This window comes from bacterium (assembly GCA_035454885.1).
In the GTDB taxonomy this organism is placed as follows: Bacteria; UBA10199; UBA10199; order JACPAL01.
Genome location: DATIGE010000003.1, coordinates 1 through 23,186, shown reverse-complemented (window position 1 = coordinate 23,186; position 23,186 = coordinate 1). Strand labels below are relative to the sequence as shown.

17 protein-coding genes are annotated in these 23,186 nt (G+C 63.1%); 15 read left to right on the top strand and 2 right to left on the bottom strand.

Translation table 11 applies throughout. The features are described from left to right. Positions 1-73 precede the first annotated feature (73 nt). The 12 genes from glmM (at position 74) to VLJ37_00145 (ending at position 17,431) form a co-directional block, all read left to right on the top strand. Positions 74-1,423, top strand: coding sequence for a phosphoglucosamine mutase (gene glmM / locus VLJ37_00200; protein HSA58093.1), 1,350 nt, complete (start codon positions 74-76; stop codon positions 1,421-1,423). 1 nt (position 1,424) lies between these two features. Continuing rightward, on the top strand, positions 1,425-2,138 hold the full coding sequence (locus tag VLJ37_00195; protein HSA58092.1) for a pyridoxine 5'-phosphate synthase: 714 nt from the start codon (positions 1,425-1,427) through the stop codon (positions 2,136-2,138). A gap of 2 nt (positions 2,139-2,140) precedes the next feature. Next, on the top strand, positions 2,141-3,628 hold the full coding sequence (locus VLJ37_00190; protein HSA58091.1) for an NAD(P)H-hydrate dehydratase: 1,488 nt from the start codon (positions 2,141-2,143) through the stop codon (positions 3,626-3,628). After that, on the top strand, positions 3,616-4,086 hold the full coding sequence (gene tsaE / locus VLJ37_00185; protein HSA58090.1) for a tRNA (adenosine(37)-N6)-threonylcarbamoyltransferase complex ATPase subunit type 1 TsaE: 471 nt from the start codon (positions 3,616-3,618) through the stop codon (positions 4,084-4,086). The genes VLJ37_00190 and tsaE overlap by 13 nt, the downstream gene beginning before the upstream one ends. Beyond that, positions 4,077-5,282, top strand: a complete 1,206-nt coding sequence (locus VLJ37_00180; protein ID HSA58089.1) for an aspartate kinase — start codon at positions 4,077-4,079, stop codon at positions 5,280-5,282. The genes tsaE and VLJ37_00180 overlap by 10 nt, the downstream gene beginning before the upstream one ends. Next, positions 5,279-6,865: a citramalate synthase gene (gene cimA, locus VLJ37_00175; GenBank protein HSA58088.1), complete on the top strand. Its 1,587-nt coding sequence runs from the start codon at positions 5,279-5,281 to the stop codon at positions 6,863-6,865. Before VLJ37_00180 ends, cimA begins: the two co-directional genes overlap by 4 nt. A gap of 91 nt (positions 6,866-6,956) precedes the next feature. Further along, the gene (locus VLJ37_00170; GenBank protein ID HSA58087.1) at positions 6,957-8,417 is read left to right on the top strand and encodes a hypothetical protein; all 1,461 of its coding nucleotides are present in this window, start codon (positions 6,957-6,959) and stop codon (positions 8,415-8,417) included. Between the two features lie 26 nt (positions 8,418-8,443). Further along, entirely contained in the window at positions 8,444-8,710 is a 267-nt protein-coding gene (locus VLJ37_00165; protein ID HSA58086.1) for an Arc family DNA-binding protein, read from the top strand. Beyond that, complete coding sequence (locus VLJ37_00160; GenBank protein HSA58085.1) at positions 8,707-9,111, top strand: type II toxin-antitoxin system VapC family toxin; 405 nt, start codon at positions 8,707-8,709, stop codon at positions 9,109-9,111. Before VLJ37_00165 ends, VLJ37_00160 begins: the two co-directional genes overlap by 4 nt. A gap of 132 nt (positions 9,112-9,243) precedes the next feature. Then, the gene (locus tag VLJ37_00155) at positions 9,244-10,632 is read left to right on the top strand and encodes a hypothetical protein (protein HSA58084.1); all 1,389 of its coding nucleotides are present in this window, start codon (positions 9,244-9,246) and stop codon (positions 10,630-10,632) included. Continuing rightward, on the top strand, positions 10,629-11,936 hold the full coding sequence (locus VLJ37_00150) for a hypothetical protein (protein HSA58083.1): 1,308 nt from the start codon (positions 10,629-10,631) through the stop codon (positions 11,934-11,936). Before VLJ37_00155 ends, VLJ37_00150 begins: the two co-directional genes overlap by 4 nt. Before the next feature lie 281 nt (positions 11,937-12,217). Beyond that, a complete protein-coding gene (locus VLJ37_00145; GenBank protein HSA58082.1) occupies positions 12,218-17,431 on the top strand; it encodes a hypothetical protein in 5,214 nt (1,737 codons plus the stop codon). A gap of 54 nt (positions 17,432-17,485) precedes the next feature. Here the strand turns inward: VLJ37_00145 and VLJ37_00140 are convergent, their stop codons facing one another. Further along, positions 17,486-17,776: a hypothetical protein gene (locus VLJ37_00140; protein ID HSA58081.1), complete on the bottom strand. Its 291-nt coding sequence runs from the start codon at positions 17,774-17,776 to the stop codon at positions 17,486-17,488. A gap of 252 nt (positions 17,777-18,028) precedes the next feature. On the opposite strand from VLJ37_00140, the gene VLJ37_00135 reads away from it, so the two are divergent. Next, positions 18,029-19,339: an OmpA family protein gene (locus VLJ37_00135; protein ID HSA58080.1), complete on the top strand. Its 1,311-nt coding sequence runs from the start codon at positions 18,029-18,031 to the stop codon at positions 19,337-19,339. Then, the gene (recG, locus tag VLJ37_00130) at positions 19,236-21,503 is read left to right on the top strand and encodes an ATP-dependent DNA helicase RecG (protein ID HSA58079.1); all 2,268 of its coding nucleotides are present in this window, start codon (positions 19,236-19,238) and stop codon (positions 21,501-21,503) included. The genes VLJ37_00135 and recG overlap by 104 nt, the downstream gene beginning before the upstream one ends. On the opposite strand, the gene VLJ37_00125 is transcribed toward recG, so the two are convergent. After that, positions 21,456-22,379, bottom strand: a complete 924-nt coding sequence (locus VLJ37_00125) for a hypothetical protein (protein HSA58078.1) — start codon at positions 22,377-22,379, stop codon at positions 21,456-21,458. The two genes, recG and VLJ37_00125, sit on opposite strands and share 48 nt — an antisense overlap. A 25-nt stretch (positions 22,380-22,404) precedes the next feature. On the opposite strand from VLJ37_00125, the gene pheA reads away from it, so the two are divergent. Beyond that, positions 22,405-23,186 (top strand): chorismate mutase (gene pheA, locus VLJ37_00120; GenBank protein ID HSA58077.1); only part of this gene is annotated, 782 nt, incomplete at its 3' end.

The following is a 23,186-nucleotide window of genomic DNA, read 5'->3' as shown; positions in this document are numbered from 1 at the left end:
AGTGAACGATGATACAACGGCTGGACAGATGGGGGGCTCGGGGGGAGAGCGGTTATCTCCCCCCGTTACTACGATGAAGAAGCTTTTCGGAACTGACGGTATTCGGGGGGTCGCCAACCAGGAACCGATGACCTCCGAGACGGCCCTGGCGTTGGGGCGGGCCTTGGCCGTTTTTTTCCGGAACGGAGGCAAGCATCACCGCGTCCTCATCGGCAAGGATACCCGCCGTTCCTGCTACATGTTGGAGAACGCGCTCGCGTCCGGCCTCTGCTCCATGGGGGCCGAGGCCCTCCTGATCGGCCCCATGCCGACGCCCGGCGTGGCCTTCCTCATCCAGGCCATGCGGGCCGACGCCGGGGTCGTCATCTCCGCCTCCCACAATTCTTTCGAAGACAACGGCCTCAAGGTCTTCGACCGGAACGGCTTCAAGCTCCCGGACGCCGACGAACTCAAGATCGAATCGATGATGGCCTCGGGCGAGCTCGAAAGAAACCGTCCCACGGGAGACGCCGTGGGGCGAGCCACCCGGATCGACGACGCCTCCGGCCGCTACATCGAGTTCGTGAAATCGACTTTTCCCAAGGGGAGGACGTTGGACGGCCTGAAGGTCGTCGTCGATTGCGCCCACGGCGCGGCCTATAAGATCGCTCCGACCGTGCTCGCGGAGCTCGGCGCGGAAACGGCGGTTTTGGGGGCGGCACCCGACGGCCTCAACATCAACGACGGCGTCGGCGCGGTGCATCCGCAGGCCATGGCTGCGGAGGTCAGGAGAACGGGCGCCTGCCTGGGGATCGCCCTGGACGGCGACGCCGATCGCGTGATCTTCGCAGACGAAAACGGCCGCATCGTCGACGGTGACGCGATTCTCGCCCTTTGCGCCGAGAATCTGATCAAAAAGAAGGCCCTGAAGGACGGCGTCGTCGTCGCCACGGTGATGAGCAACAAGGCGCTCGAAGACTACCTCGTTCCCCTCGGAGGAAAGCTCGAACGCGTCCCCGTCGGGGACCGTTACGTCGTCGAAAAGATGCGCGAGGGGGGATACGGTTTCGGCGGCGAAGCGTCCGGCCACATGATCTTTAGGGATCATGCGACGACGGGCGACGGCCTCGTCGGCGCCCTGCAGGTGCTGTCGATTCTTGAGGCGACGGGCAAACGGCTCTCGGAGCTCGTCGCCCGCTATCATCCGCTGCCCCAGGTGCTCACCAGCGTCAAGGTGCCCAAGCGGCAGGACCTGGATCTCTTTCCGGACGTCCAGAAGCTGATGAAGAGGATCGAGCACGATTTGGGCGCGAAAGGCCGCCTGCTTGTCCGCTACTCCGGGACCGAGCCCTTGATCCGCATCATGATCGAAGGCCACGAGGATGCGGCGATCCGGAAAATGGCGGGAGAGCTCACGAGCTGCATCCAAAAGAACCTTTCCTGAAATGGCAAAACTCGGGGTCAATATCGATCACGTCGCCACCCTCCGCCAAGCCCGGGGAACGCGTTATCCCGATCCGGTGGCGGCGGCCGCTCTGGCCGAAAAGGCGGGGGCGGATCAGATCACGGTGCACCTGCGCGAGGACCGCCGGCACATTCAAGACGCGGATGTGAGGTTGCTCCGGCGCTCGGTCCAGACCGACCTCAATCTGGAGATGGCGGCGACCAAGGACATGCTCGCCTTTGCGATCAGCGCCAAGCCGAACCTCGTCACCTTCGTTCCCGAAAAGCGGCAGGAGCTGACCACCGAGGGGGGGCTGGACGTCCGCAAGACCCGAAAGGTCCTGTCCGAATTCATACCCCAGCTGCAAAAGGCGGGCGTGCGCGTCAGTCTGTTCGTGAATCCGGATGAAGGAGACATCGCGCTCTCGGCGGAGCTGGGTGTGGACGCCGTCGAGATCCACACCGGTCTTTATGCCGACGCGCGCGACGAGGACGCGGTCGCGGAGGAGCTGAGGCGCATCGCCGTCGGCGCGGAGATCGCCAAGGCGAAGGGCCTCTGGGTGGCCGCGGGGCACGGGCTCAACTACGCGAACGCCGCCGCCGTCGCGAAGATCCGGGAGATCGCCGAGTTCAACATCGGGCATTCGATCGTCGCGCGCGCCGTGATGGTAGGGTTGGAGCAGGCCGTTCGGGAAATGAAGGCCCTGACCTCGTAATCATGCTGGCTCTGACCTCAGAACAATCCCGAGAGGCCGACCGGCGCGCCGAAGACGGCGGCCTCCCGGCCGCCGTCCTCAGGGAGAACGCCGGGCGCGGCGCGTTCGAAATCCTCAAGAAATATTTTCCCGATCTCTCTCAAAAAAAAATCCTCGTCGTCTGCGGCAAGGGCAACAACGGCGGCGACGGCAGGGTGGTGGCCCGCCTGTTGGAGGGCGTCGCGGGGGAGGTTCGTGTCATCGACGTAGGGGCATGGCGCGCCATGCCCCTACACGAATACGACATCCTCATCGATGCGATCTTCGGCACCGGACTCTCGCGCCCCGTGGAGGGCGTCGCGAAAGAGGCCATCGAGGCCATGAATCGATCCGGAAAATGGAAAATGGCGCTGGACGTTCCCTCGGGCCTCTCCGCCGATACGGGCGAACCCCTGGGCGCCTTACCAAAGGGCACGACTGGCGTTGCGGTCAAGGCCGACGTCACCGTCACGATGGGCCGTCCCAAGATCGGCCTCCTTCAACCCCAGGCGGCGCCTTATGTGGGGCGGTTGGAGGTCGTGGACATCGGAATCCCCGCGAGCGTCTACGACTCCCTGGGCAGCCGGATTCAGTGGGTGACGGGCGCGGACATCCGGCCCCTGTTCACCCGGCGCGGTGCCGATACGCACAAGGGGACCTACGGCCACGTCCTTCTCATCGGCGGTTCGGAGACGAAACCGGGCGCGATCCTGCTGGCGGGCAAGTCGGCCCTTCGGACCGGCGCGGGTCTGGCGACGGTCGCGTTGCCGGACAGGGCCTTTCGGAAGTTGCCAAAAAATTTCCTCGAACTGATGTACGAACCGCTCCCGTCGGTTCGCTCCGGTACTTTTGCCCGGAAGGCCTGGGCGAAGATCGCCCGGGCCTTGGAGGGGAAATCCGCCGTCGCGATGGGACCCGGCATGGGCGTCAACGCCGACACACGCGAGTTGGTTCGCCGGATGATTTTGAAGGCCGGGCAACCCTTGGTTTTGGATGCGGATGCGTTGAATTGTTTGGGCCCCGTAGGGGCACGGCGCGCCGTGCCCCTACGCCGGAACGTTATCCTCACCCCCCACCCCGGGGAAATGGCGCGCCTGACGGGGCTCACGACCGCGAAGATCCAGAAGGACCGTCTCGCCGCCGCGCGTGATTTCGCGATGAAGCACGGCGTGATCGTCGTTCTCAAGGGCTTCCGGACCGTCACGGCGGCGCCGTCCGGCGATCTCTTCGTCAACGCGACCGGCAATCCGGGCATGGCGACGGCGGGCATGGGCGACGTCCTGACCGGGGTCATCGTCTCTCTCCTGGCTCAAGGCCTGGACGCCGGGAAGGCCGCCGTGGCCGGGGTCTTTCTCCATGGCCGGGCGGGGGATCGGGTGGCGGATCGATTGGGAGATCGAGGACTGCTGGCCTCCGAGGTGGCCGACGAGGTTCCGAAGGCGATTCAAGAGATGCTGCCATGCAAAGAATGATCTCAAAATCGGCCCATCAAACCCTGCAGATCGCCGCCGGCTTCGCCAAAGGTCTGAAACCGGGTGCCGTCGTGGGCTTGATCGGGGACCTCGGCGCCGGCAAGACGACCTTCGTGCAGGGCATGGCGCGGGGCCTGGGCATCGATCCGGAGTACTACGTCAACTCGCCGTCCTTCACCCTGGTCAACGAATACCGGGGGCGCGGGACGCCACTCATCCACGTCGATCTCTACCGGATCGACAAACCGCGGGAGGGTGAGACGCTCGGATTGGACGAATACCTGGCGTCGGGTGCGGTCATCGCCGTCGAATGGATCGAGAGGATGCCGGACCTCGAGACGAGGATGACGGATCGCGTGGAGATTCGGGTTGCAGGGGATCACCGACGTGAAATAGAGATTGCCACACCCTTCGGGTGCGATTCAGCCTTGGATTTCGGGAGGTCTTCATCGTGCTGATCGTCCAAAAATACGGGGGCACCTCCGTCGGCGACGTCGATCGCATCCGCAATGTCGCCCGGCGCGTCTTGAAGGCCCAAGCCCAGGGCCACCAGGTCGTCGTGGTCGTCTCCGCCATGTCGGGGGAGACGAACCGCCTGGTCGATTTGGCCCACAAGATCTCCAAGGAGCCCGACGGGCGCGAATACGACCAGTTGGTCTCGACCGGCGAGCAGGTGACGATCGCCTTGCTGGCGCTCGCCATCCGCGACCTGGGAGGCAAGGCGCGGTCGTTCCTGGGGCACCAGGTCCGCATCACCACGGACAGCGCGTATTCGAAGGCCCGCATCAAGTCGATCGACGCCTCGGTCATCCACGACGAATTGGCGAAGGGGCAGGTGGTGGTGGTGGCGGGTTTCCAGGGCATCGACCCCGAGGGCAATATCACGACGCTGGGGCGCGGCGGCTCGGACACGACGGCGGTGGCGCTGGCGGCGGCGCTCAAGGCGGATTGCGAAATCTACACGGACGTGGACGGAGTCTACACGGCCGATCCCCGGGTCGTTCCGAACGCCAAGAAGCTGGATAAGATTTCGTATGAAGAAATGCTGGAGCTGGCCTCGCTCGGTGCGAAGGTCCTGCAGATCCGGTCGGTCGAGATGGCGATGAAATACAGGGTTCCGCTTTGGGTCAAAACATCGTTCGAGGACGTGGAGGGCACCGTGGTGACCACAGAAGACAAGGATATGGAGAAAATCGTCGTGTCGGGGGTTTCCGCCGACAAGAACGAGGCGAAGATCGCCGTCCGGCGTCTCGCCGACCGGCCGGGCATCGCCTCGCAGCTTTTCGAGTCGCTCGCGGCCTCCAACATCAACGTCGACATGATCATCCAGAATGTCTCAGCCGACGGGTTTACCGACCTGACGTTCACGGTGCCCAAAGCGGATCTGAAAAACGCCCTCCGGATCGCCGAAAGCGTCGGCAAGGAGATCGGGGCCGGCAAGGTGGAATCCGACGATAAGATCGCCAAGGTGTCCATCGTGGGAGTCGGCATGCGCTCGCACTCGGGCGTGGCGGCCACGATGTTCACGGCGCTCGCCAAGGAGAAGATCAACATCCAGATGATCTCGACCTCGGAGATCAAGATTTCGGTCGTCATCGACGAAAAGCAGTCGGACGCCGCCGTGAAGGCGTTGCACAAGGCGTTCATCGGATGAATACCGTCGTCGAGTTATACGATACGACCCTTCGCGACGGGACACAGGCCGAAGACATCTCCTTCACCGTCGAGGACAAGCTCCGCATCGCCGAGAAGCTGGACGAGTTGGGCATTCATTACATCGAGGGCGGCTGGCCCGGCTCGAACCCCAAGGACGACGAGTTCTTCCAGCGGGCGATGAAGAAGGGCCGGGGCGGGCTTTCGCTGAAAAAGGCGAAACTGGCGGCCTTTGGGAGCACGCGCCACAGCGGCGCCGCCGCTTCCAAGGACAAGAACCTGGCGGCCTTGGTACGCGCCGGGACTCCGGCGGTCACGATTTTCGGAAAATCCTGGGATTTCCACGTCAAGGCGGCCCTGCACGTCTCCTTCGAGGAGAACCTCGAACTGATTCATGATTCGATCGCTTTTTTGAAAAAGCATTTCGACGACGTGCTCTACGACGCCGAGCATTTCTTCGACGGCTACAAGGCCAATCCCGAATACGCCTTGAAGACGATCGAGGCCGCTTCGGCCGCGGGAGCCGACCGCATCGTCCTCTGCGACACGAACGGCGGCAATCTTCCGGCCGACGTCTCGCGAATCATCCTCGAAGTGCGCCGCGGGTTTTCCGCCCCGTTGGGGATTCATTGCCACAACGACGCCGAGCTGGGCGTCGCCAATTCTCTCGCGGCGGTCGAGGCGGGGGCGGGCCAGATCCACGGGACGATCAACGGCATCGGCGAGCGTTGCGGGAACGCGAACCTGGTCTCCATCATCCCCAACCTGAAGCTCAAGATGGGGATCGAGAGCGTGACCGACGCGCAATTGAGGAAGTTGAGGGAGGTTTCCCGCTTCGTGGACGAACTGGCCAACCGCAAGCCCTGGAATCACCAGCCCTACGTGGGCGATTCGGCCTTCGCGCACAAGGGCGGCGTCCACGTGAGCGCGGTCTTGAAGAACCAGGCGACCTACGAGCACATCCGGCCCGAGTCCGTCGGCAATGACCGGCGGGTGCTCGTCTCGGACCTGGCTGGCCGGGCGAGCGTGGTCTACAAGGCCCGCGAATTCGACATCGAGCTCAACCCCAAGGACGCGGTGGTCAAAAGGATCGTCGACGAGGTGAAGGACCTGGAATCCAAGGGCTACGAGTTCGAGGGCGCCGAGGCCTCGTTCGAAATCCTCATGCGGCGGGCCCTGAAGACCTACAAGCCGTTCTTCAAGTTGATCGAGTTTAGGGTCATCGACGAGAAGACCGAAAAGGGCCCACGCGCCGAGGCGACGGTCAAGATCGCCGTCGACGGCGTGGAGGAGCACAGGGTCGCCGAGGGCTCCGGCCCCGTGAACGCCCTGGACCGGGCGCTCCGCGAGGCGCTCGAACGGTTCTACCCGGCCATCAAAGAGGTCGAGTTGGTGGATTATAAGGTGCGGGTCCTTCCCGCGGGGCTGGGCACGGCCTCCCAGGTGCGTGTCCTGATCGAGTCCCGCGACAAGACCGGCAAGCTCGGTTCCTGGGGCACCGTCGGCGTCTCCGAGAACATCATCGAGGCCAGCTGGCAGGCCCTGGTCGATTCCCTGGAGTACAAACTCCTCCAGTCCAAATAGCGTCTGTCCGATTTAATAGACACTTATTATATTTAAGTACGCAATTCTTATTCGCGAGAGGCCGATAACCTGAGCGAAGGGGAAATATTTTATGCGTACTTATCTATTCAAAGCCTTCCTCGTGTGCGTCGCCCTGGCCTCGGCCGGACCGGTCGGGGCCGAGATCGCGGCCGTACCCGCCTACCGTCCCTGCGAATACGCCCGGAACCTGATCCTCAACCCGACAGCCTTCTATGTCGGCGGGGTGGTCGGTGCCCCTTGGCTCCAGGCGGCCGTCTGCCAAGAGACCGCGGAGGACTGCGGCCAGATCGGCCATTTATGCGGTGGCGACGTGCCTGGTTATGAAAACCTCAGGAATCTTTGCGGCGGGGGAGAGGCACTTAAGATTTGCGTGCCCAAGACATCGTTGATCGACCCCGACGGTGTCTGCGCCGCGTTTACCGACGGTTGCTCCGAGGCGGCCGGCGCGTGCCGGGCCGGTTCCTGCGTCTTCGCGCCTTGGAGCCCGGCCATGCCGCCGGTACCCAACGAGCCGGGACCGGGTTTCGCGTTCCTGGGCCAATCCTACGACCGTCCCGTGGCCTGCCAGTTCGCGCCCAGGCCGGATGCGCCGCAACTTTGCGATCTCGCGATTCCACCGCCCCCGCCGACGGAGCATCCGTGCGACACTTACGAGGCCGGCACGACCGAATGGCAATGTTGCCAGCAGTTTCCGGAAGACGACGTGGCCCGCCGGTGCTGCACCGTGGGCTTTGACCCCAATGAGACCGAGGCGTTCGAGTGCTGCCAGGAGAACGCCGGGAACAACATCCCTCCAGGCACTCCGGAGAATCCGACCGATTGCCCTGGGGAAACAGGCGAATGCGACGGCATCGAGGACCCGGTTCTCGAAGCCTGCTGCGAGGAGCACGGGGGGTTGGATCTGGAAGCGGTCATGGAGTGCATCCCGGACAGCGACGACCCGTCCGGCGATTGCAACCTCCTCATTTATGCCGGCGGCGATTTCGTCAACAATGGCCAGATGAACATTTGCTGCCAATACGTGAACAATAGCGGCGTCATCCAGGATTCCGAGATCGTGCAGGAGTGCAAAAACACGTTCGGAGAAGACCCTGCGGAACCGGCGCCTGGCTCCCCCGAAACCTCGGAAAGTCTGGGAGGCCCCTCCGCCTGCACGGTGACGGCGCTGGACCCGGAAAAGGCCGGTGGCAAGCTGATCGGGGTCACCAAAGAAGGGACCGGAATCGCGCTCCTTGTCGATTACAAGGCGGGGGCCTCCTGGGCGGACGCGGATCACGTGAGCCTCTCGCAGACGGCCGGACCTTCGGTCGCGATGAACGATCCCGCCCAGGTTCCGTTCGCGTCCGGCGTTTCTTGGACCGTTGAGATGGGCCGGCCCGCCTCGATCGTCGGTGAGTTCATCCCCAACGCGTCCTTCCAGGTCACCGTTTACGCCGCGGACGGCCGGATCCTCGACCAGACCTCCTGCGCGGAGGAGGCGGGCATCCACTCCCAGGGCGGGTCGGGCGGGTGCTCCCTCCTGCCTCGTTGACATAAAGAAACCATTATGGTTTCTTTATGGTTGCCAATAACGAGGAGGCCGTCGTGGCCGCTCTGACCCTTAAAAGCATTCCCAAGGACATCCATCGCGAACTGCGCCGCCGGGCGGTCCGCCACCACCGCAGCCTCAACAGCGAGATCATCGCCTGTTTGGAGCAGGTGCTGGGGGCCGGACGCATCGACGCGGATCTTCTCTTGTCCAGTGCCCGCGCTCTCAGGGCCAAATTCAAAGGCAAGGTGACCGGACCCGCCTTGAATCGCCTCAAGAACCATGGACGTGCATGATCGTCGTCGACACCAACGTCATCGCCTATCTTTGGATTCCTGGGGATTTGACGCTCCAAGCCGAGCGGGTCCTCTCCGAGGATTCCGAATGGAGCTCGCCGGTTCTTTGGAGATCGGAGTTCCGGAACGTGATGGCGGGTCTCCTCAGGCGCGGAAAATTACCCTTCGAGACGGCTCTCCAGATCGTCGAGAAGGCGGAGGAGCAGTTGCGCGGACGGGAGTACGCCGTCGCGAGTCAAAAGATCATGAATCTCGTCCGGAAATCCCCTTGTTCGGCCTATGACTGCGAATTCGTGGCCCTCGCCGAGGAACTGGACGTTTCCTTGGTGACGACGGACCGGAAGGTCATCGCCGCCTTTCCACGGATCGCCGTTCCCTTAAAGGAATTTCGGGCTGAATAGCGGGGAAACTCGAAGGCCGGCAAATGCCGATCCTTCTTAACGAAGCCGTAGTCAGGGATGCTTTTTTGCGGTAGGATGGCATCTGTATTGCTAATGCATAGAACGGGCCCGAAGGCCCGCGGGAGGCTCGGTATGAAAAGGTGGATCCTTCTTGGGCTGTTCGCCGCGGTCTTCGTGGCGCTGGTTCCGGCCGAGGCGCGGGCCTTCACGCTGATAGAAATCTGCGCCAACCCGGCCGCCCCTCAGCCGTACAAGGATTGTTGCACGAAATGCGGCATGTCCGCCTCACCGACCGATTTCAAATGTTGTCTGGACAGCGGGGGAACGACTTGTTCCTGCGTGCCGCCGAAGAACGGATGCACGGCGGACGCGGATTGCCCCGACGACATGGACCCGTGCACGAAGCCGGTCTGCAAGGTGGTGGGTGGGGTCGGCGTCTGCGGCTTCGATAAGAATCCCAATTGCGTGCCCTGCGTGCCCCCCGCCCCGCCGCCCAGCGAGTGCTCTAAGGACGCGGACTGCGAGAAGGACGGAGATCGCTGCACGGCCCCGAAATGCACCGTGACCATGGTGGACGGAAAGTGCCCCGAAGGAACCGTCACGGCCGACGGTGCGACCGGGTGGGGCTGGCCTATCGGCAAGTGCCAGCCGGAAACCCCCATTGCGAATTGCAGGCCCGGCGAGTGCCCCCGGTGCCCCGACTGTCCGCCGATCCCCAAGATCGACTGCGACGTGGTCGGCGACCCCAAGATGAAGTCGTGCTGCGAGGAAAAGGGGGGATTGCTCTGGTTCGTCCTGACTGGTTGTATCGACAAGGGACCCGGCTCCGAGGAAGGGTGCACGAACTGGGCCAAGTATGTGGAGAATTCGGGAGTCTTCCAACAGTGCTGTCTCATCAACTACGGGGTGATCAAGGGTGACATCAACATGTGCAACAACGTGACGGGCGGCGGTCCGACCCCGACCGGCGGGACGCCCACGACGCCGTCGGGATCGGCGTCCGCGTTGACGTGCTCGGTGGCCCAGGTGGGCGAGCCCGTGGAAGGGAAGTTTGAGGTCTCCTACACCGTTCCTGCCTCGGCGGGCCCGGTGGTGTCGGCGACGCTCACGCAGGTCTCCGGAAGCCAGATCCGTGTGGAAGGGGAGGCGGAGCCGGCGGACTTCGGGGCGACGGTCACGGCGCCCAAGTCGATGAGCACGAAGGCCATCTCGGATGCGAACAATCCTCCCACGTTCACGGTTTTTGCCCCGACGCCGAAGTCGATGATCGGGGAATGGAAGGCGCCGTTCGAGGTTCAAGTCTCGCTCAACACGCTGGAGGGTGGGGCGGGAACGGCGGTGTGCACGGAGTCTCATTTCCTGCACGCGGAAGGGCAGGGTTGCGGCTGCGACATGACCTCCCAACTGACCTCGCGTGAGCAGATCGTCGCCTACCTCGTGATGGCCGCGCTCTTGAGTCTTCCTTTGTGGATGATTCGCGTCGTACGGGCGAAGGCCAAGAAAACAAGGAGTGTTTCATGAAAAGTCGTGAGCGATCCGTCCTGGCGCGATTCCTGAGCGCCGCCGCCCTTGTCCTTTTTACGGCCTTCACGGGCCACGCGGCATACGCTCAGCCCGCGGGGGAAATCTACCGGAGGCCCCTCGAGGTGACGCCCCTGGACAGGATCGACGTGACCCCGAATGGTTGCAAGACCGACGCGGACTGCACCACCGATTTGGACGGCGATCTTTGCACGAAGCCCAAGTGCCTCGGCATTCCCGCCCTCGGCAAGGACGTCTGCACGGAAACGCCCCTTTACCCAGCCGGTTCGTCCGAGGAGAAGTGTTGCAAGGCGGGCATTTACGAAACCAACCCCGAATGGGCCTGCTGCGCCAAGGGCGACTCCAAGGGGTGCGATGACGGGAATCCCTGCACGGACGACACCTGCGGGAGCCTCATCGCGGTCGACGCAAAAATGCCCGTGACCGGCCTTCCCCAGTGCCTCCACAATCCGAACGACCGTTGCAACGGTTGCCCCGAATGCCCGCGTTGCCCGCCGATTCCGAAGATCGACTGCGACGTGGTCGGCGACCCCAAGATGAAGTCGTGCTGCGAGGAGAAGGGCGGATTGCTGTGGTTCGTCATGGCCGGCTGCATCGAAAAAGGTCCCGGGGCCAAGGAGGGCTGTACGAACTGGGCCGAGCACGTGACGAACTCGGGCGTGTTCCAGCAGTGCTGCCTGATCAACTACGGGGTCATCGAGGGCGACATCAACATGTGCAACAACGTGACGGGCGGCGGTCCGACCCCGACGGGAGGGACGCCCACGACGCCATCGGGATCGGCGGACGCGCTGACGTGCTCGGTGGCCCAGGTGGGCGAGCCCGTGGAAGGAAAGTACGAGATCGATTACACGGTGCCGTCCTCGGCGGGCCCGGTGGTGTCGGCGACCTTGACGCAGGTCTCCGGAAGCCAGATCCGTGTGGAAGGGGAGGCGGAGCCTGCGGACTTCGGGGCGACGGTCACGGCGCCCAAGTCGATGAGCACGAAGTCGATCTCGGACGCGAACAACCCGCCCACGTTCACGGTCTATGCCCCGACGCCCAAGTCCATGGCCGGAGAGTGGAAGGCCCCGTTCGAGGTCCAAGTCTCGCTCAACACGCTGGAGGGTGGGGCGGGGACTGCGACGTGCACGGAGATGCACTTCCTGCACTCGGAAGGGGCCTGCGGCTGTGACATGACGGCGCGGTTGAGTCCCCGAGAACAGATCCTGGCCTACCTCGTGATGGCCTTGATCTTCGCTGTGCCGATGATCGTCCTGAGATCGGTTCGAAAGAAAATATAGATTCTCGTTCTTGATTCGATTCCAACGAGGGCCCCTGGACGGCCAAAGTCCGGGGGTCCTTTGTTTTATCAAAATGATAAGAATTATCTTTTTGAGAAGATCAAGGGGGAGTGATATAAGAACAAGCGAATACGGAATCCCTGATTTCTTTATATTTTTCGGCATCTTATTTTTGGAGTGTGTCTTTGTGCTCTGGCACTCAACTTGCACAAACATCTGGTAGGTTCGCCGGAGGCGATAATTCCGGCGCGTCACGGAAAAATCAAGAAAGGGCAGGGCCTATGAAAGCTTCCTTCAAAAACACCGCGGTATTCTTGGTGGGGGTCTTGTCCTTCGCTCTTCTCCCCGCGATGAATCACAAGACCCTGCACGCACAGCCCGCCGCGGCCGAAGCGCCGGTGACCGGTGTCGTGGTCCTGGCGAGGGATTGCTCGAAATACGCGGACGGCACACACGAACACACTTGCTGCAACAACGGTTATGCGGAAGGCACGGAGGACTGGAAGTGCTGCATCGATGAACTGGCGGCGACGCCCGAGGCGGACGGCGTCTGCGACAACGCGACGGGCGGGACCACAACGGGAGGAACCAGCGGTCTTTCGACGGGGCCGAGCATCGGGACGACATATCCCGGCGGCCGCTACACGCCGGCCACGGGCGGTTACATCGGGACCAATCCGGGCGGCAGCGTGGGTTGGATCCCCGGCGGGTTCGGGACCTATCCCACGGGCGGGACGACGGGTGGAACGACCGGTGGAACCACGGGCGGGACCACGGGCGGGACGACCGGCGGGACCACGGGCGGGACGACCGGAGGAGGTTTCGGCAGCGCCAAGGCGCGGCCCCAGGCCTTTCTTCAGCCGACCCCGATCTACGACACCTGGCGCACGGTGGGCACGACGGGATACTTCGACACGGACATCTCGACGGCGCTTTGCAAGAACGGCAGCTACCAGATGGACGCCTCCGGATCGACCTATCCGAACGGAGAGGCGATCGGAGGTTGGGCGACTTGGCGTTGCAGCGACTATGAGAAGCGCAACAACCACCCCATGTTCTCGTTCGTCGGGAGCAAGGGAGGACTGGCCGCACAGCCCCTCACGCCCCACGTCATGGTCTTCGATCCGTTCCTTTATAATCCCCTCTGCGCCCTCAAGATCACCGCGGACCCCGTGTCTCCGGCCGACTTGTTGAGCATCGGTCTCGATTTCGATTCCGGCGGCGGCACCGGCTTCACCTACGCCGGATGCATGGGCTGGATGAGCCCCGTGGCGGTGCCGGGCACCAATCAAAACATCGACCCGACGGACGTGGCCCCGGATCACGTCTATCTCGGCAACCCCGTGGGCGAGGTCTATCAGGACTCGGAGGACAACGTCATTCCCTTCCTCCCCGGCGGGAAGAAGGTCTGTTCGTTGGAAAAGACGACGAAGTGCAACGACGACACGCAATGCTCCGGCAAGGGATTCTGCATCGAGGTCGACAGCATGGACGTCATCAACCTGGCCTTCGAGGTGGATACGGTCAAGCTGGATGACGAAAACAAGCTGCCGGTCGGCGTCGGTTTCGGCAATTTCTTCAGCCTGGACATGCCGAGCCTCCAGAAGGTCCTTTCGGGCGGAGGGGGCCCCTTGAGCGAGAAGTCCACGCTCCTGGTTTCGATGCTGATGTCCTACCTGGGCTTCGACACGCCGAGCGACATGGTGATCCTCAAGCGCGACGCCGCGGGCAACGGCTATGCCGATTTTCTGAACAACCGCGCCCTGAGTGCCGACGCGGGCTGCCTGGACGGGATCTGCCCGACCTGCCAGTCGGACCCCTTGGGAGCGGCCTGCACGACCTGCTTGACCACGGGCTCGCCGACGGGTGCCCAGAAGATCAACGCCTGCCCCAGGACGATGACCAACAAGGACATCCAGAAGGTCAGCAACGTGCCCTTGAAGGGGTCGAAGAATCCCGTCTTTGTCCTGGGCCTTCCGGCCGAGATCACCTGCGCGGACCACAAGGGGACGCCGGACCCGGCCGACGACGTGCGTGTCAAGTGTCCTTTCCTGCCGGATTTCAACCTGATCGACGACGTCAGGCTGTCCTCCAGCTTTCTGGTCCTCAATCGCGGTCCGGTCGACTGCTTTAGCACGACGAACAAGCACATCCGGTTCCGGAATCCCAGTTTGAAGGCGGGTTCGGGGGATTTCGACGACGCGAACGGGGACTCCAAGGTCAACATGGCCGACACGAAGGGCATCGAAGTGGGCAAGGCGGGCGGGGGCAGCGTCATCGTGAAGCCTGGAGACCCCGGTTCCCAAGGCTGCGGTTACATCACGTTCTATGAAGTCAAGGACAAGGACGCCGACGGCCTTGTGGACGCGGACGAAGTAACGGCCATGGAGGATACGAAAGGGAACGTCGTCGAGATCCCCGTCGGTTACAACCCCGCCGCCATGGCCTTTGGAGGCGACCTGAACGCGGACGGCCGGATCGCCGAGGTTCTGGTCACCAATGAAGGCGACCGGGACCACGGCATCAACGGCTCGATCACCCCGGTCTTCTGCCAGGGCGGGTACGGCAAGAACAACCCCAATCCGTTCGCGACCGAGGTCGTCGAGGACGTCAACGGCGACGGAACGATCAACCCCGGCGACGAGCGTTACCTGGGGGTGGACGCCAACAATGACGGCGATTACGACGATCCGGGCGACACCAAACCCAAGGCCACGGAATACCCGATCTGCGAAACCGGCCTCATCGTCGACGACATGCCCGTGAAGCAGCCGGACTTCCTGAGCGGGAATCCGTGGTGGCTGACCCTGGCGACCTTCAAGGGCCACATGAAGTCGTTCGACGACGACGGAGATCCGGCGACGCCCGAAGTCCCCCTGCCCGGGGCCGGGATCTTCCCCGCGGACGTGGCATTCACGTTCATCGATTCCTTCGAGTCCTCCAAGGGCGATTTCGCGGTCTGCCTGAACGACGTCGAAAACTCCCCTTACAAGAAATTCTGGAACGAGGTGGCCTTCAAGTGCCAGGACATCAAGACGGCTCCCCTCCAGGCCGGATCTCCGCCGGTCGTCCGGCCCTTGGCCAAGGGTCTCAGCCTCTATCCCCTCGGCATCACCAACCTGCCGCTCGGCATTGGCGTGTATGACGACCATCTGGGAGGGGCCGACGCCTATCTGGCCCAGGCGGGGACAAAATGGGCACCGGGCTTTTACTTTACCATGACCCATGGGGGCGTCGAACTTCCCCTCGCGCGTTGCCAGGATCTGGCCGTCGGTTTCAACAACAGCCACGAGATCGGCCTGTATACGAACGAAGTCGACAAGGCCGCTCCCGTGATGAAGAATTTCTACCCCTGCAAGGGAGAGTTCTCGCCTCCGGAGAAGGCGAAGGGTCTCGTCCTGGACGCGACGACCCCGATCTACAATCAGTGGAAGCACGCGTCGGACGACAAGACGAAGGACAACAACTGGGGTCCGAAGTATCTTTTGGCTAAGACGGTCAATGCCCACACCGAGCGGGCGATGAGGGACGGCGATCCGGTCTTCTTCTATCACCGTTTCTGGGATGACCCCGTTCAATATGCGGGCGACCACAGCTGGGTTTGGGACTTCCAGTTCGACTTCTCGCAGGACCTGGGCGTCGTGAACGGGGCGCCCCTCAAGTTCCCGGCGGAGGCCTCGGGGCTTTCCGGGAGCGGGGCGGCCGGTCTTCCGAATGAATCCTGCAACCGGGACCGCTTCGAGATGGACACCCTGATGCGGGACACAAACTCGCGGGGCGCCTACGCGAGCCTGAGCTCTTCGGCGAAGACGCCGATCGACGTGCTCCAGCCCGACCCGAAGACGCCTCATCCCTGCTTCCAGCGGTACAATGAACCGCTGAAGCAGGCGTGTTGCATGCTGACGGACTATCCCAATGCCGCGACGTGGGGGCTCATCTATGCCACGCTCCAAGACAGCTGCCCCTATCGCGACCCCATGGAGTGCTGCGTGATGCAGAACGAGGGCAAGCCGAAGCCGGCGTGGTGGCCCGCGGACAAGCCCTGGGGAGGGCCGTACGTGGATTGGACCACGCTCACGCCGGTCGAGACGACCTACGCGGGCGAAGGCGTCAATCAGTGCAAGTGCGACAAGAAGAGTGAGGCGTTCGACGCCGCGAAGGGGGCCTACGACGCCGCCCCGGGGCCCGCGACATTGCCCCCCTACGTGGCGGCCTACAAGGACTACTACTGCGGTTGTCTCGGCGCGGACCCGAACGGCTGGTGCAACGATTGTTCCGTGCTGCCCCCGGCCATACAGCCGTGTTGCAAGGATACGAACGGCAACGGCTACATTGACGTGGCCGACACGATCGCGGCCTTCACGGACCCGGCCTGTTCAGGCACGACGACGGGGGGCACGACGGGTGGTACGACCGGCGGGACGACGGGAGGAACCACGGGCGGTACAACGGGTGGAACCACCGGAGGAACAACGGGTGGCACGACGGGCGGTACAACGGGCGGTACAACGGGTGGAACAACCGGAGGAACCACGGGTGGCACGACGGGCGGAACCACCGGAGGAACCACGGGCGGCACGCCCGGCGGGGGCTGCGACAGCATGCCTCCCCCCTTGCAGGACTGCTGTCACAAGGTGGATACGGACGACAACGGAGTGATCGACGGGGGCGAGGCCGCCATGGTGCCCGCCCTCTGCGGCGGGGAGTGCAGTAACTTCATGGCCTACATCGACAACACGGGCACGATGCAGCAGTGCTGCCTGATCAACTATGGGACCATCGAAGGCGGCGTCAATATGTGCAACTCGACGGGAAGCCACGACCCCTGCTACGCGGCCTACGTCGCGCACGAGCCGCCGCCTCCGGGTTGCGTGAATCCGTCCTGCGAGACCGACCCGACGCTGGCGGAATGTCCGACGGTCCCGGGCGGCGGGGAGACGCCGCTGACACCCATCGAAGAGGGTAAGGTCATCTGCGAGCCCTTGAATCCCGGAAACATCGTCAACGGCATCCCTATCGCTTGGGAGAAGGACAAGACGGCGACGGCCGTAGTGGTCCGCTACAAACCCAAGGATCCTTTGACGGCTTTGGATACCGTGAAGGTGATTCAGACGGGCGGACTCATCGGCCAGCCTCACGGGACGACGTTCCCGGAGTATGGCAATGAGAGCGCCGGTGAAACGTTGCTCCTGACGAAGGCGGCAACGGCTGGGCTGACGGAGGTCAAGGAGGTCTTTGACGTGGCCCTTCCGAAGTCGTTGATTGGCCAGAAGTATGCCGGGGACATGACGGTTGCCCTCTACGTGAATGACATGAAGATCGGTGATGCCACCTGCGCCGCCGGTGGAGAAGTCATGGGCGGGGGCGAAGGTTGCGGCTGCGACATGAAGGCCGAAGGCCCGGCCGACTTCGCCAATCTGGTCATCGGTCTGGTCGCCCTGATCCCGCTGGCCCTGATGGCGGGGATTCGGAAGAGGGCATCTGCTCGGAAATAAACCGCCGAGGTAAGAATCAAGAGGCCCCAGGACCATCCGGTCCTGGGGCCTTTTTCATTTCACGACGGCGTCTTTGTTCTGCTCCGCCACCGCCGGGCAAAAGGCGTCGGCGACGTCCTTGATGACCGGGATCTTCGACGCCCAGGACAGGATCTGGGGTTGGGTGCAGAGAATGACTAACGGATGGTTGCGGTAGACCGCCGCGGCCAGGCCTTGGATGAAGCTGTCCTTCCCGGAGGGTTCCCGAACGTCGGGGGGCGGGGCGCTCTCCCGGGGCGCCTCCCGATGTGAGGGCGCGGGCGGCGTTTTTGAGTGTCGCTGGGGTGGATGATGTATCCTGGCCATAGGTCCTCCTGGGTGGATGGAACTGCAATCCATGCCACCGCCAACCCGTGCGGGGCGGCCCCAGGAGGGGTCCGGAGGATCGGACTCAAGGGGCTGAAATCAGGACGGTTGCAGGGGTGGGCAAAGTCCCCGGAAGGACTCCCTTTTTGTTTGACAGCCCCCCCAAAAAACACTAAAATTACCGTAATTTAACTATAATTTTAGATAATTTAACGTCCATTACTGACACATACACAAACTTCCAAAACGCCTATGAAAAAACTACTAAAAACCTTGTGGGTCCTGATCGCAACGATCACTCTGATAAGCCCGGCGGGTGCTTGGGCCCGGGCCACCAGCGCGACGGCCAATACCTTCTGGCCGGCCCTGGACGATACCCGGTACTTCAGTATCTACGGGTCCCAGACCCTCCAGCAGTGGCAGTACCGGACGGGCGCGTACTTCCACTACGCCAATGACCCCCTCGAGGTCGGTTTGGCGGGTGTCCGGCGCTTCGGCGTCATCGACCACCTCCTGGTGGGCGACTTCTTCGGGTCCATCGGCTTCACGGATTGGTTCACGGCCGGCCTCTCGATCCCCGTCGCCCTTTATGAGGACTTCAACAACATCGCCACCGGGACCTCGGAAAAGACCCTGCGGATGATGGACACCCGGCTGGACTTGAAGTTCCGCCTCCTGGACATCGACCGGCACAAGATCGGTATCGCCGTCATCCCTTATATGTTCTTCCCCACGGGCTCCGGCAGCCGCTTCGTGGGCAACAACAGCTTCGCCGGCGGCGTCAAGGGCGTCTTGGACGCGGCGCTGGGTGACCGCGTCCAGTTGGCGTTGAACTTGGGCTACATGGCCCGCGACCGCGTCGTCATTTTGAATACCGAAGTCGACGACATGTTCACCTACGGCCTGGGCGTCAGCGTGCGGGCCGTCAAGAATTGGATGGACGTCATCGCCGAGGTCTACGGTTCGACGAACGTGACGGAGTTCTTTGAAAGGGAGTCCGAACTCCCCTTGGAAGTCGACGCCGGATTTCGATTCAACCTGCCGAAGCCTGAAGGCCTTCAGATCACCGCGGGCGGCGGCGTGGGGCTGACCTTCGGTTACGGCACGCCGGACTTCCGAGCCATCTTGGGTGTGTCTTATCTGAAACCGCGCCGCGTGGAATTGCCGCCTCCGCCGCCTCCGCCCGTCGAAGAGGCCGAGGTCAAGCGGGAGAAGGAAAAAATCGTCATCACCAAGAAGATCCATTTCGAGTTCGACAAGGCGGTCATCCGCCCGATCTCCTTCCGGATCCTCGATGCCGTGGTTGACATCATGAAGCAGAATCCGGATATTCGCAAAGTTCAGGTGGAAGGCCACTGCGACGCGAAGGGCAGCGACGCCTACAACATCAAGCTGTCCCAGCGCCGCGCCAACGCCGTTCGCGATTATCTGATAGCCCATGGAATCGAAGCCGACCGACTTGTTGCGATTGGATACGGCGAGTCCAGGCCCGTCGCCGACAACGGCACGGCCGAAGGGCGCGCTCGCAACCGCCGCGTCGAGTTCACGATTCTCGAGCAGTGACGCCGACGCGCAGACCTACCCCGTTCAGTTCGTCAGGGGGGTAGGGCCCAAGATCGCGGAATTGTTTCAAGCAAAGGAGATCTCCACAGCCGGAGATCTCCTTTCTTTTTTCCCCTACAAATACCTCGACCGCCGGTCCCTTCAGAAGATCGCGGACATTCAGCCCGGCAAGGACCGGGTCACGGCCGGAAAGATCCTGGCCTGCGGACTGGCCTTCACGGGCCGGAAGCGGAAGTTATTCGAAATCGTCCTGGGCGACGATTCCGGTGCGATCGCGCTCAAGTGGTTCCGCTTCAACCCCCGGCAGATGATGGGGGCCTTCAAAAAGGGCATGGGTCTCATCGTCTCGGGGGAGGCGACGGTCTTCCGGGGCCAGATCCAGTTCATTCACCCGACGCTCGAGATCGTCGATCCGGATGTCCTGGGGGAGATCGGGGGGGACACCGCCCCCGATTCTGAGCCGAAACATCCGGCTTTGCCGGTGCGAGGCGGATCGACCGAAATCGCCGCGCCGGGGATCATCCCCGTCTATTCCCAAATTCAGGGCCTGGGCCAAAAGATCGTCCGGCGCGTTGTGGCGAACGCCCTCAGCCTCTTCGAGGGCCGGATCGAGGACCCGGTCCCGGCCGAGATCCGCGAACGATTGCATCTTCCGGACAAGGAGGCGTCGCTTAAGGAGATCCATTTCCCTCATCCGGCAACCTCGCTCGAAGGGCTCCTCAACCATCGCACGCCGGCCTTCAAGCGGGAAATTTTCGAGGAATTCTTCTTCATGGAGTTGGGGTTGGCGCTGAAGCGCAGGTCGACGATCCGGGAGAAGGGCATTGCCATCGACGTCGCCGATGATCGGTTCGCCGATTGGGAGGGGCATCTCCCGTTTCGGCTGACGGGGGCGCAACGCCGGGTGTTGGGGGAGATCGCGGCGGACCTCCGGCAGCCGCACCCCATGAACCGCTTGGTGCAGGGCGATGTCGGGAGCGGAAAGACGGTCGTGGCCTTGCTGGCGGCGATGGCGGCGATCGAAAAAGGGTTTCAGGCCGCCGTTATGGCCCCGACGGAGATTCTGGCGGAGCAGCACTATCGCGCGGCCCAGAAGCTCTTTGCCCCCTTTAAGATCCCCGTGGCCCTCCTCACGGGGAGTCTGGATGCCTCCGCAAAGAAGAAGGCCCACGGACGGATCGCGAAGGGATTGTTTCCCCTGGTGGTCGGGACGCACGCCCTCGTCTCCGAAAGGGTCGCCTTCAAGTCCCTGGGGCTCATCGTGATCGACGAGCAGCACCGGTTCGGGGTCATGCAAAGGGCCGCGCTCAAAGAAAAGGGAGGAAGCCCCCATGTGCTCGTGATGACGGCGACGCCGATCCCCCGGACTCTCGCGATGACGATCTACGGGGACCTCGACCTGTCCGTCATCGATGAATTGCCCCCCGGGCGCCAGCGGATTCAAACCCAGGTGGTGCAGGAGAAGGCCCGGAGGACCCTCTACAACGCGATCGGGGAGATCCTCCGCCGGGGGGAGCAGGGCTACGTCGTCTATCCCCTCATCGAGGAGAGCGAAAAACTCCCGCTCCGCGATGCGACGCGCATGTACGAAGAGCTGAAACGCGTCTTTCCCGGATATCAGGTCGCCCTCCTGCACGGAAAGACCCCTCCGGAGGAAAAGGATTCCGTCATGCGGTCCTACAAGTCGGGCGAGATCCGCCTGCTCATCAGCACGACGGTGATCGAGGTCGGCATCGACGTGCCCAATGCGACGCTCATGGTGGTCGAGCATGCCGAGCGTTTCGGCCTCTCCCAGCTTCATCAGCTCCGCGGACGGGTCGGACGGGGAGACAAGCCCTCGCATTGCCTGCTGGTCACGGGTCTTCCGTCTTCCAACCTTGGGTTCAGACGGCTGGAGGTGATGTGCGAGACGACGGACGGGTTCAAGATCGCCGAGGAGGATTTGAAGATCCGCGGACCGGGGGATTTTCTGGGCACGCGCCAGTCGGGATTGCCGGAACTGCGCGTCGCCAACCTGATCCGCGATTACAAGATCCTGGAGGCCGCCCGGCGCGAGGCCTTTGCCTGGCTCGAGACCGATCCGTCGCTCTCGGGGCATCCGCCGGCGAAGGAGACCCTACGGAGACGCTGGGGGCACAAACTCGCACTCGCCGATATTGGCTAGGACGTCGTCGAGGTGTTTCGTTTCCACGGACGCCATCACTCGGGTGACTTGGTCCAGGGGGTCGAAGAGGGACGAGGTGACGCGGCCGGCGGTGGTCCCGTCTTTGAGGTTCAAACGCATTCCCGGATCGAGGACCTTTTCCCCCGGGATCGCGAAGTGGATCAGGCGCCTCGGCGCCCGGCCCTTGCCGTAGGTCGAAATGCGTTCGATCACCTCTTGGCCGGGATAACAGCCCTTGTTGCGCTGGTGGGTCACGGGGACGGCGGTTTCGAGGAGGATGCTGGTCTCGCCGAGATCGACGCCGTATTCGGGGAATCCCGCCGCCATGCGAATCAGCCGGAACGCCGTATCGGAAACGGACGGAATTTTTTCTCCTAGGGACGAGAGGGCAGGACGGAGGACGTCCCTGGGGCCGCTCACGGCGACCCAGGGCGGGGTAAACGCCTTGTCCTCCCACGTCAGGGAGGCCTCACCGGCCACCTGGGCCTTGAATTCATCCGCCTTCGGCCCGATCAAGAAGAGGAGACCGCGTTCCTGCGATACGTCCCGGATCTGCACCTTCTCGATGAACTTCATCTTGTTCAGGAAACCGGTCGTCTTCTCGGTGAGGCGCGGGGGCGTGACGCCCAGGAATTCCTGGTCCGCGAGGCGCCTCAGATAAAAGAGGGAGAGGGTCATGCCCTTGCGGTCCAGGAGACCTTGATAGCGTCCCTCGCCCAGGCCAAGCTTCTGAACCTCGTTTGAGAGCATGCGGTGGAGAAACCCGGGGGCGTCCGGACCCGACACCACGAACTGGCCCCAGGCCGAGGCGTCGTAGAAGGCGGCGCCCTCGCGGGCGGCCTTCAGCTCTGAAACAAGTTTTTCGGTTGCAACCATAGAGAATCACCCATAAATTCACCCGATGTCCGCGCGCAAGCTCAATCGTCTCCGTTCCCAAATCGACCGGCTCGACCAAAAGATCCTTGGGCTGTTGAACGACCGCTCGCGCGTCGTCCTCCAGGTCGGAAAGATCAAGGAGGCCTCGCGCAAGGAGGTCTACGCCCCGCAGCGCGAGAAGGATCTCCTTGACCGCCTGACGCGCCGGAACGGCGGCCCGTTCCCCAATCACGCCCTCCGGGCGGTCTTTCGGGAAATCCTTTCGGCCTCGCGGGCCCTCCAGTCTCCGCTCAAGGTGGCGTATTTCGGCCCGGCGGGCTCGTTCACCAATTTGGCGGCCCTGAAACAGTTCGGCCGGTCGACGGATCTCGCACCCGAGCCGTCCATCTCCAAGGTCTTCGACGCCGTGGAACATGACCGGGCGCGGTTCGGGGTCGTGCCCATCGAGAACTCGACGGAGGGCATCGTGGGAGCGACGCTGGATGCCTTCGTCGATTCCACCTTGAACATCGTGGCCGAGATCACATTGCCCATCTCTCACCACCTGATGGCGCGCGGATCGAGTCTGAAGGGGATCCGAAAGATCTACTCGCATCCCCAGGCCATCGCCCAGTGCCGGACCTGGCTGGACGAGAACGCGCCGAATCTGCCGGTGGTGGAGGTGGAGAATACGGCGCGCGCGGCGGAGAGGGCGGCGGAGGAGCCGGACGCGGCGGGCATCGCGGGCGAGCACGCGGCGGAAGTTTACGGGCTCAAGATCCTCCGGCGCAACATCGAGGACAATCCGAACAACAGGACCCGCTTCGT

What these genes read in the sequence shown, in the direction of transcription:
- glmM (HSA58093.1), top strand. Translation starts at nt 74, where the DNA reads ATGAAGAAGCTTTTCGGAACTGACGGTATTCGGGGGGTCGCCAACCAG.
- VLJ37_00195 (HSA58092.1), top strand. Translation starts at nt 1,425, where the DNA reads ATGGCAAAACTCGGGGTCAATATCGATCACGTCGCCACCCTCCGCCAA.
- VLJ37_00190 (HSA58091.1), top strand. Translation starts at nt 2,141, where the DNA reads ATGCTGGCTCTGACCTCAGAACAATCCCGAGAGGCCGACCGGCGCGCC.
- tsaE (HSA58090.1), top strand. Translation starts at nt 3,616, where the DNA reads ATGCAAAGAATGATCTCAAAATCGGCCCATCAAACCCTGCAGATCGCC.
- cimA (HSA58088.1), top strand. Translation starts at nt 5,279, where the DNA reads ATGAATACCGTCGTCGAGTTATACGATACGACCCTTCGCGACGGGACA.
- VLJ37_00170 (HSA58087.1), top strand. Translation starts at nt 6,957, where the DNA reads ATGCGTACTTATCTATTCAAAGCCTTCCTCGTGTGCGTCGCCCTGGCC.
- VLJ37_00165 (HSA58086.1), top strand. Translation starts at nt 8,444, where the DNA reads ATGGTTGCCAATAACGAGGAGGCCGTCGTGGCCGCTCTGACCCTTAAA.
- VLJ37_00160 (HSA58085.1), top strand. Translation starts at nt 8,707, where the DNA reads ATGATCGTCGTCGACACCAACGTCATCGCCTATCTTTGGATTCCTGGG.
- VLJ37_00155 (HSA58084.1), top strand. Translation starts at nt 9,244, where the DNA reads ATGAAAAGGTGGATCCTTCTTGGGCTGTTCGCCGCGGTCTTCGTGGCG.
- VLJ37_00150 (HSA58083.1), top strand. Translation starts at nt 10,629, where the DNA reads ATGAAAAGTCGTGAGCGATCCGTCCTGGCGCGATTCCTGAGCGCCGCC.
- VLJ37_00145 (HSA58082.1), top strand. Translation starts at nt 12,218, where the DNA reads ATGAAAGCTTCCTTCAAAAACACCGCGGTATTCTTGGTGGGGGTCTTG.
- VLJ37_00140 (HSA58081.1), bottom strand. Translation starts at nt 17,776, where the DNA reads ATGGCCAGGATACATCATCCACCCCAGCGACACTCAAAAACGCCGCCC.
- VLJ37_00135 (HSA58080.1), top strand. Translation starts at nt 18,029, where the DNA reads ATGAAAAAACTACTAAAAACCTTGTGGGTCCTGATCGCAACGATCACT.
- VLJ37_00125 (HSA58078.1), bottom strand. Translation starts at nt 22,379, where the DNA reads ATGGTTGCAACCGAAAAACTTGTTTCAGAGCTGAAGGCCGCCCGCGAG.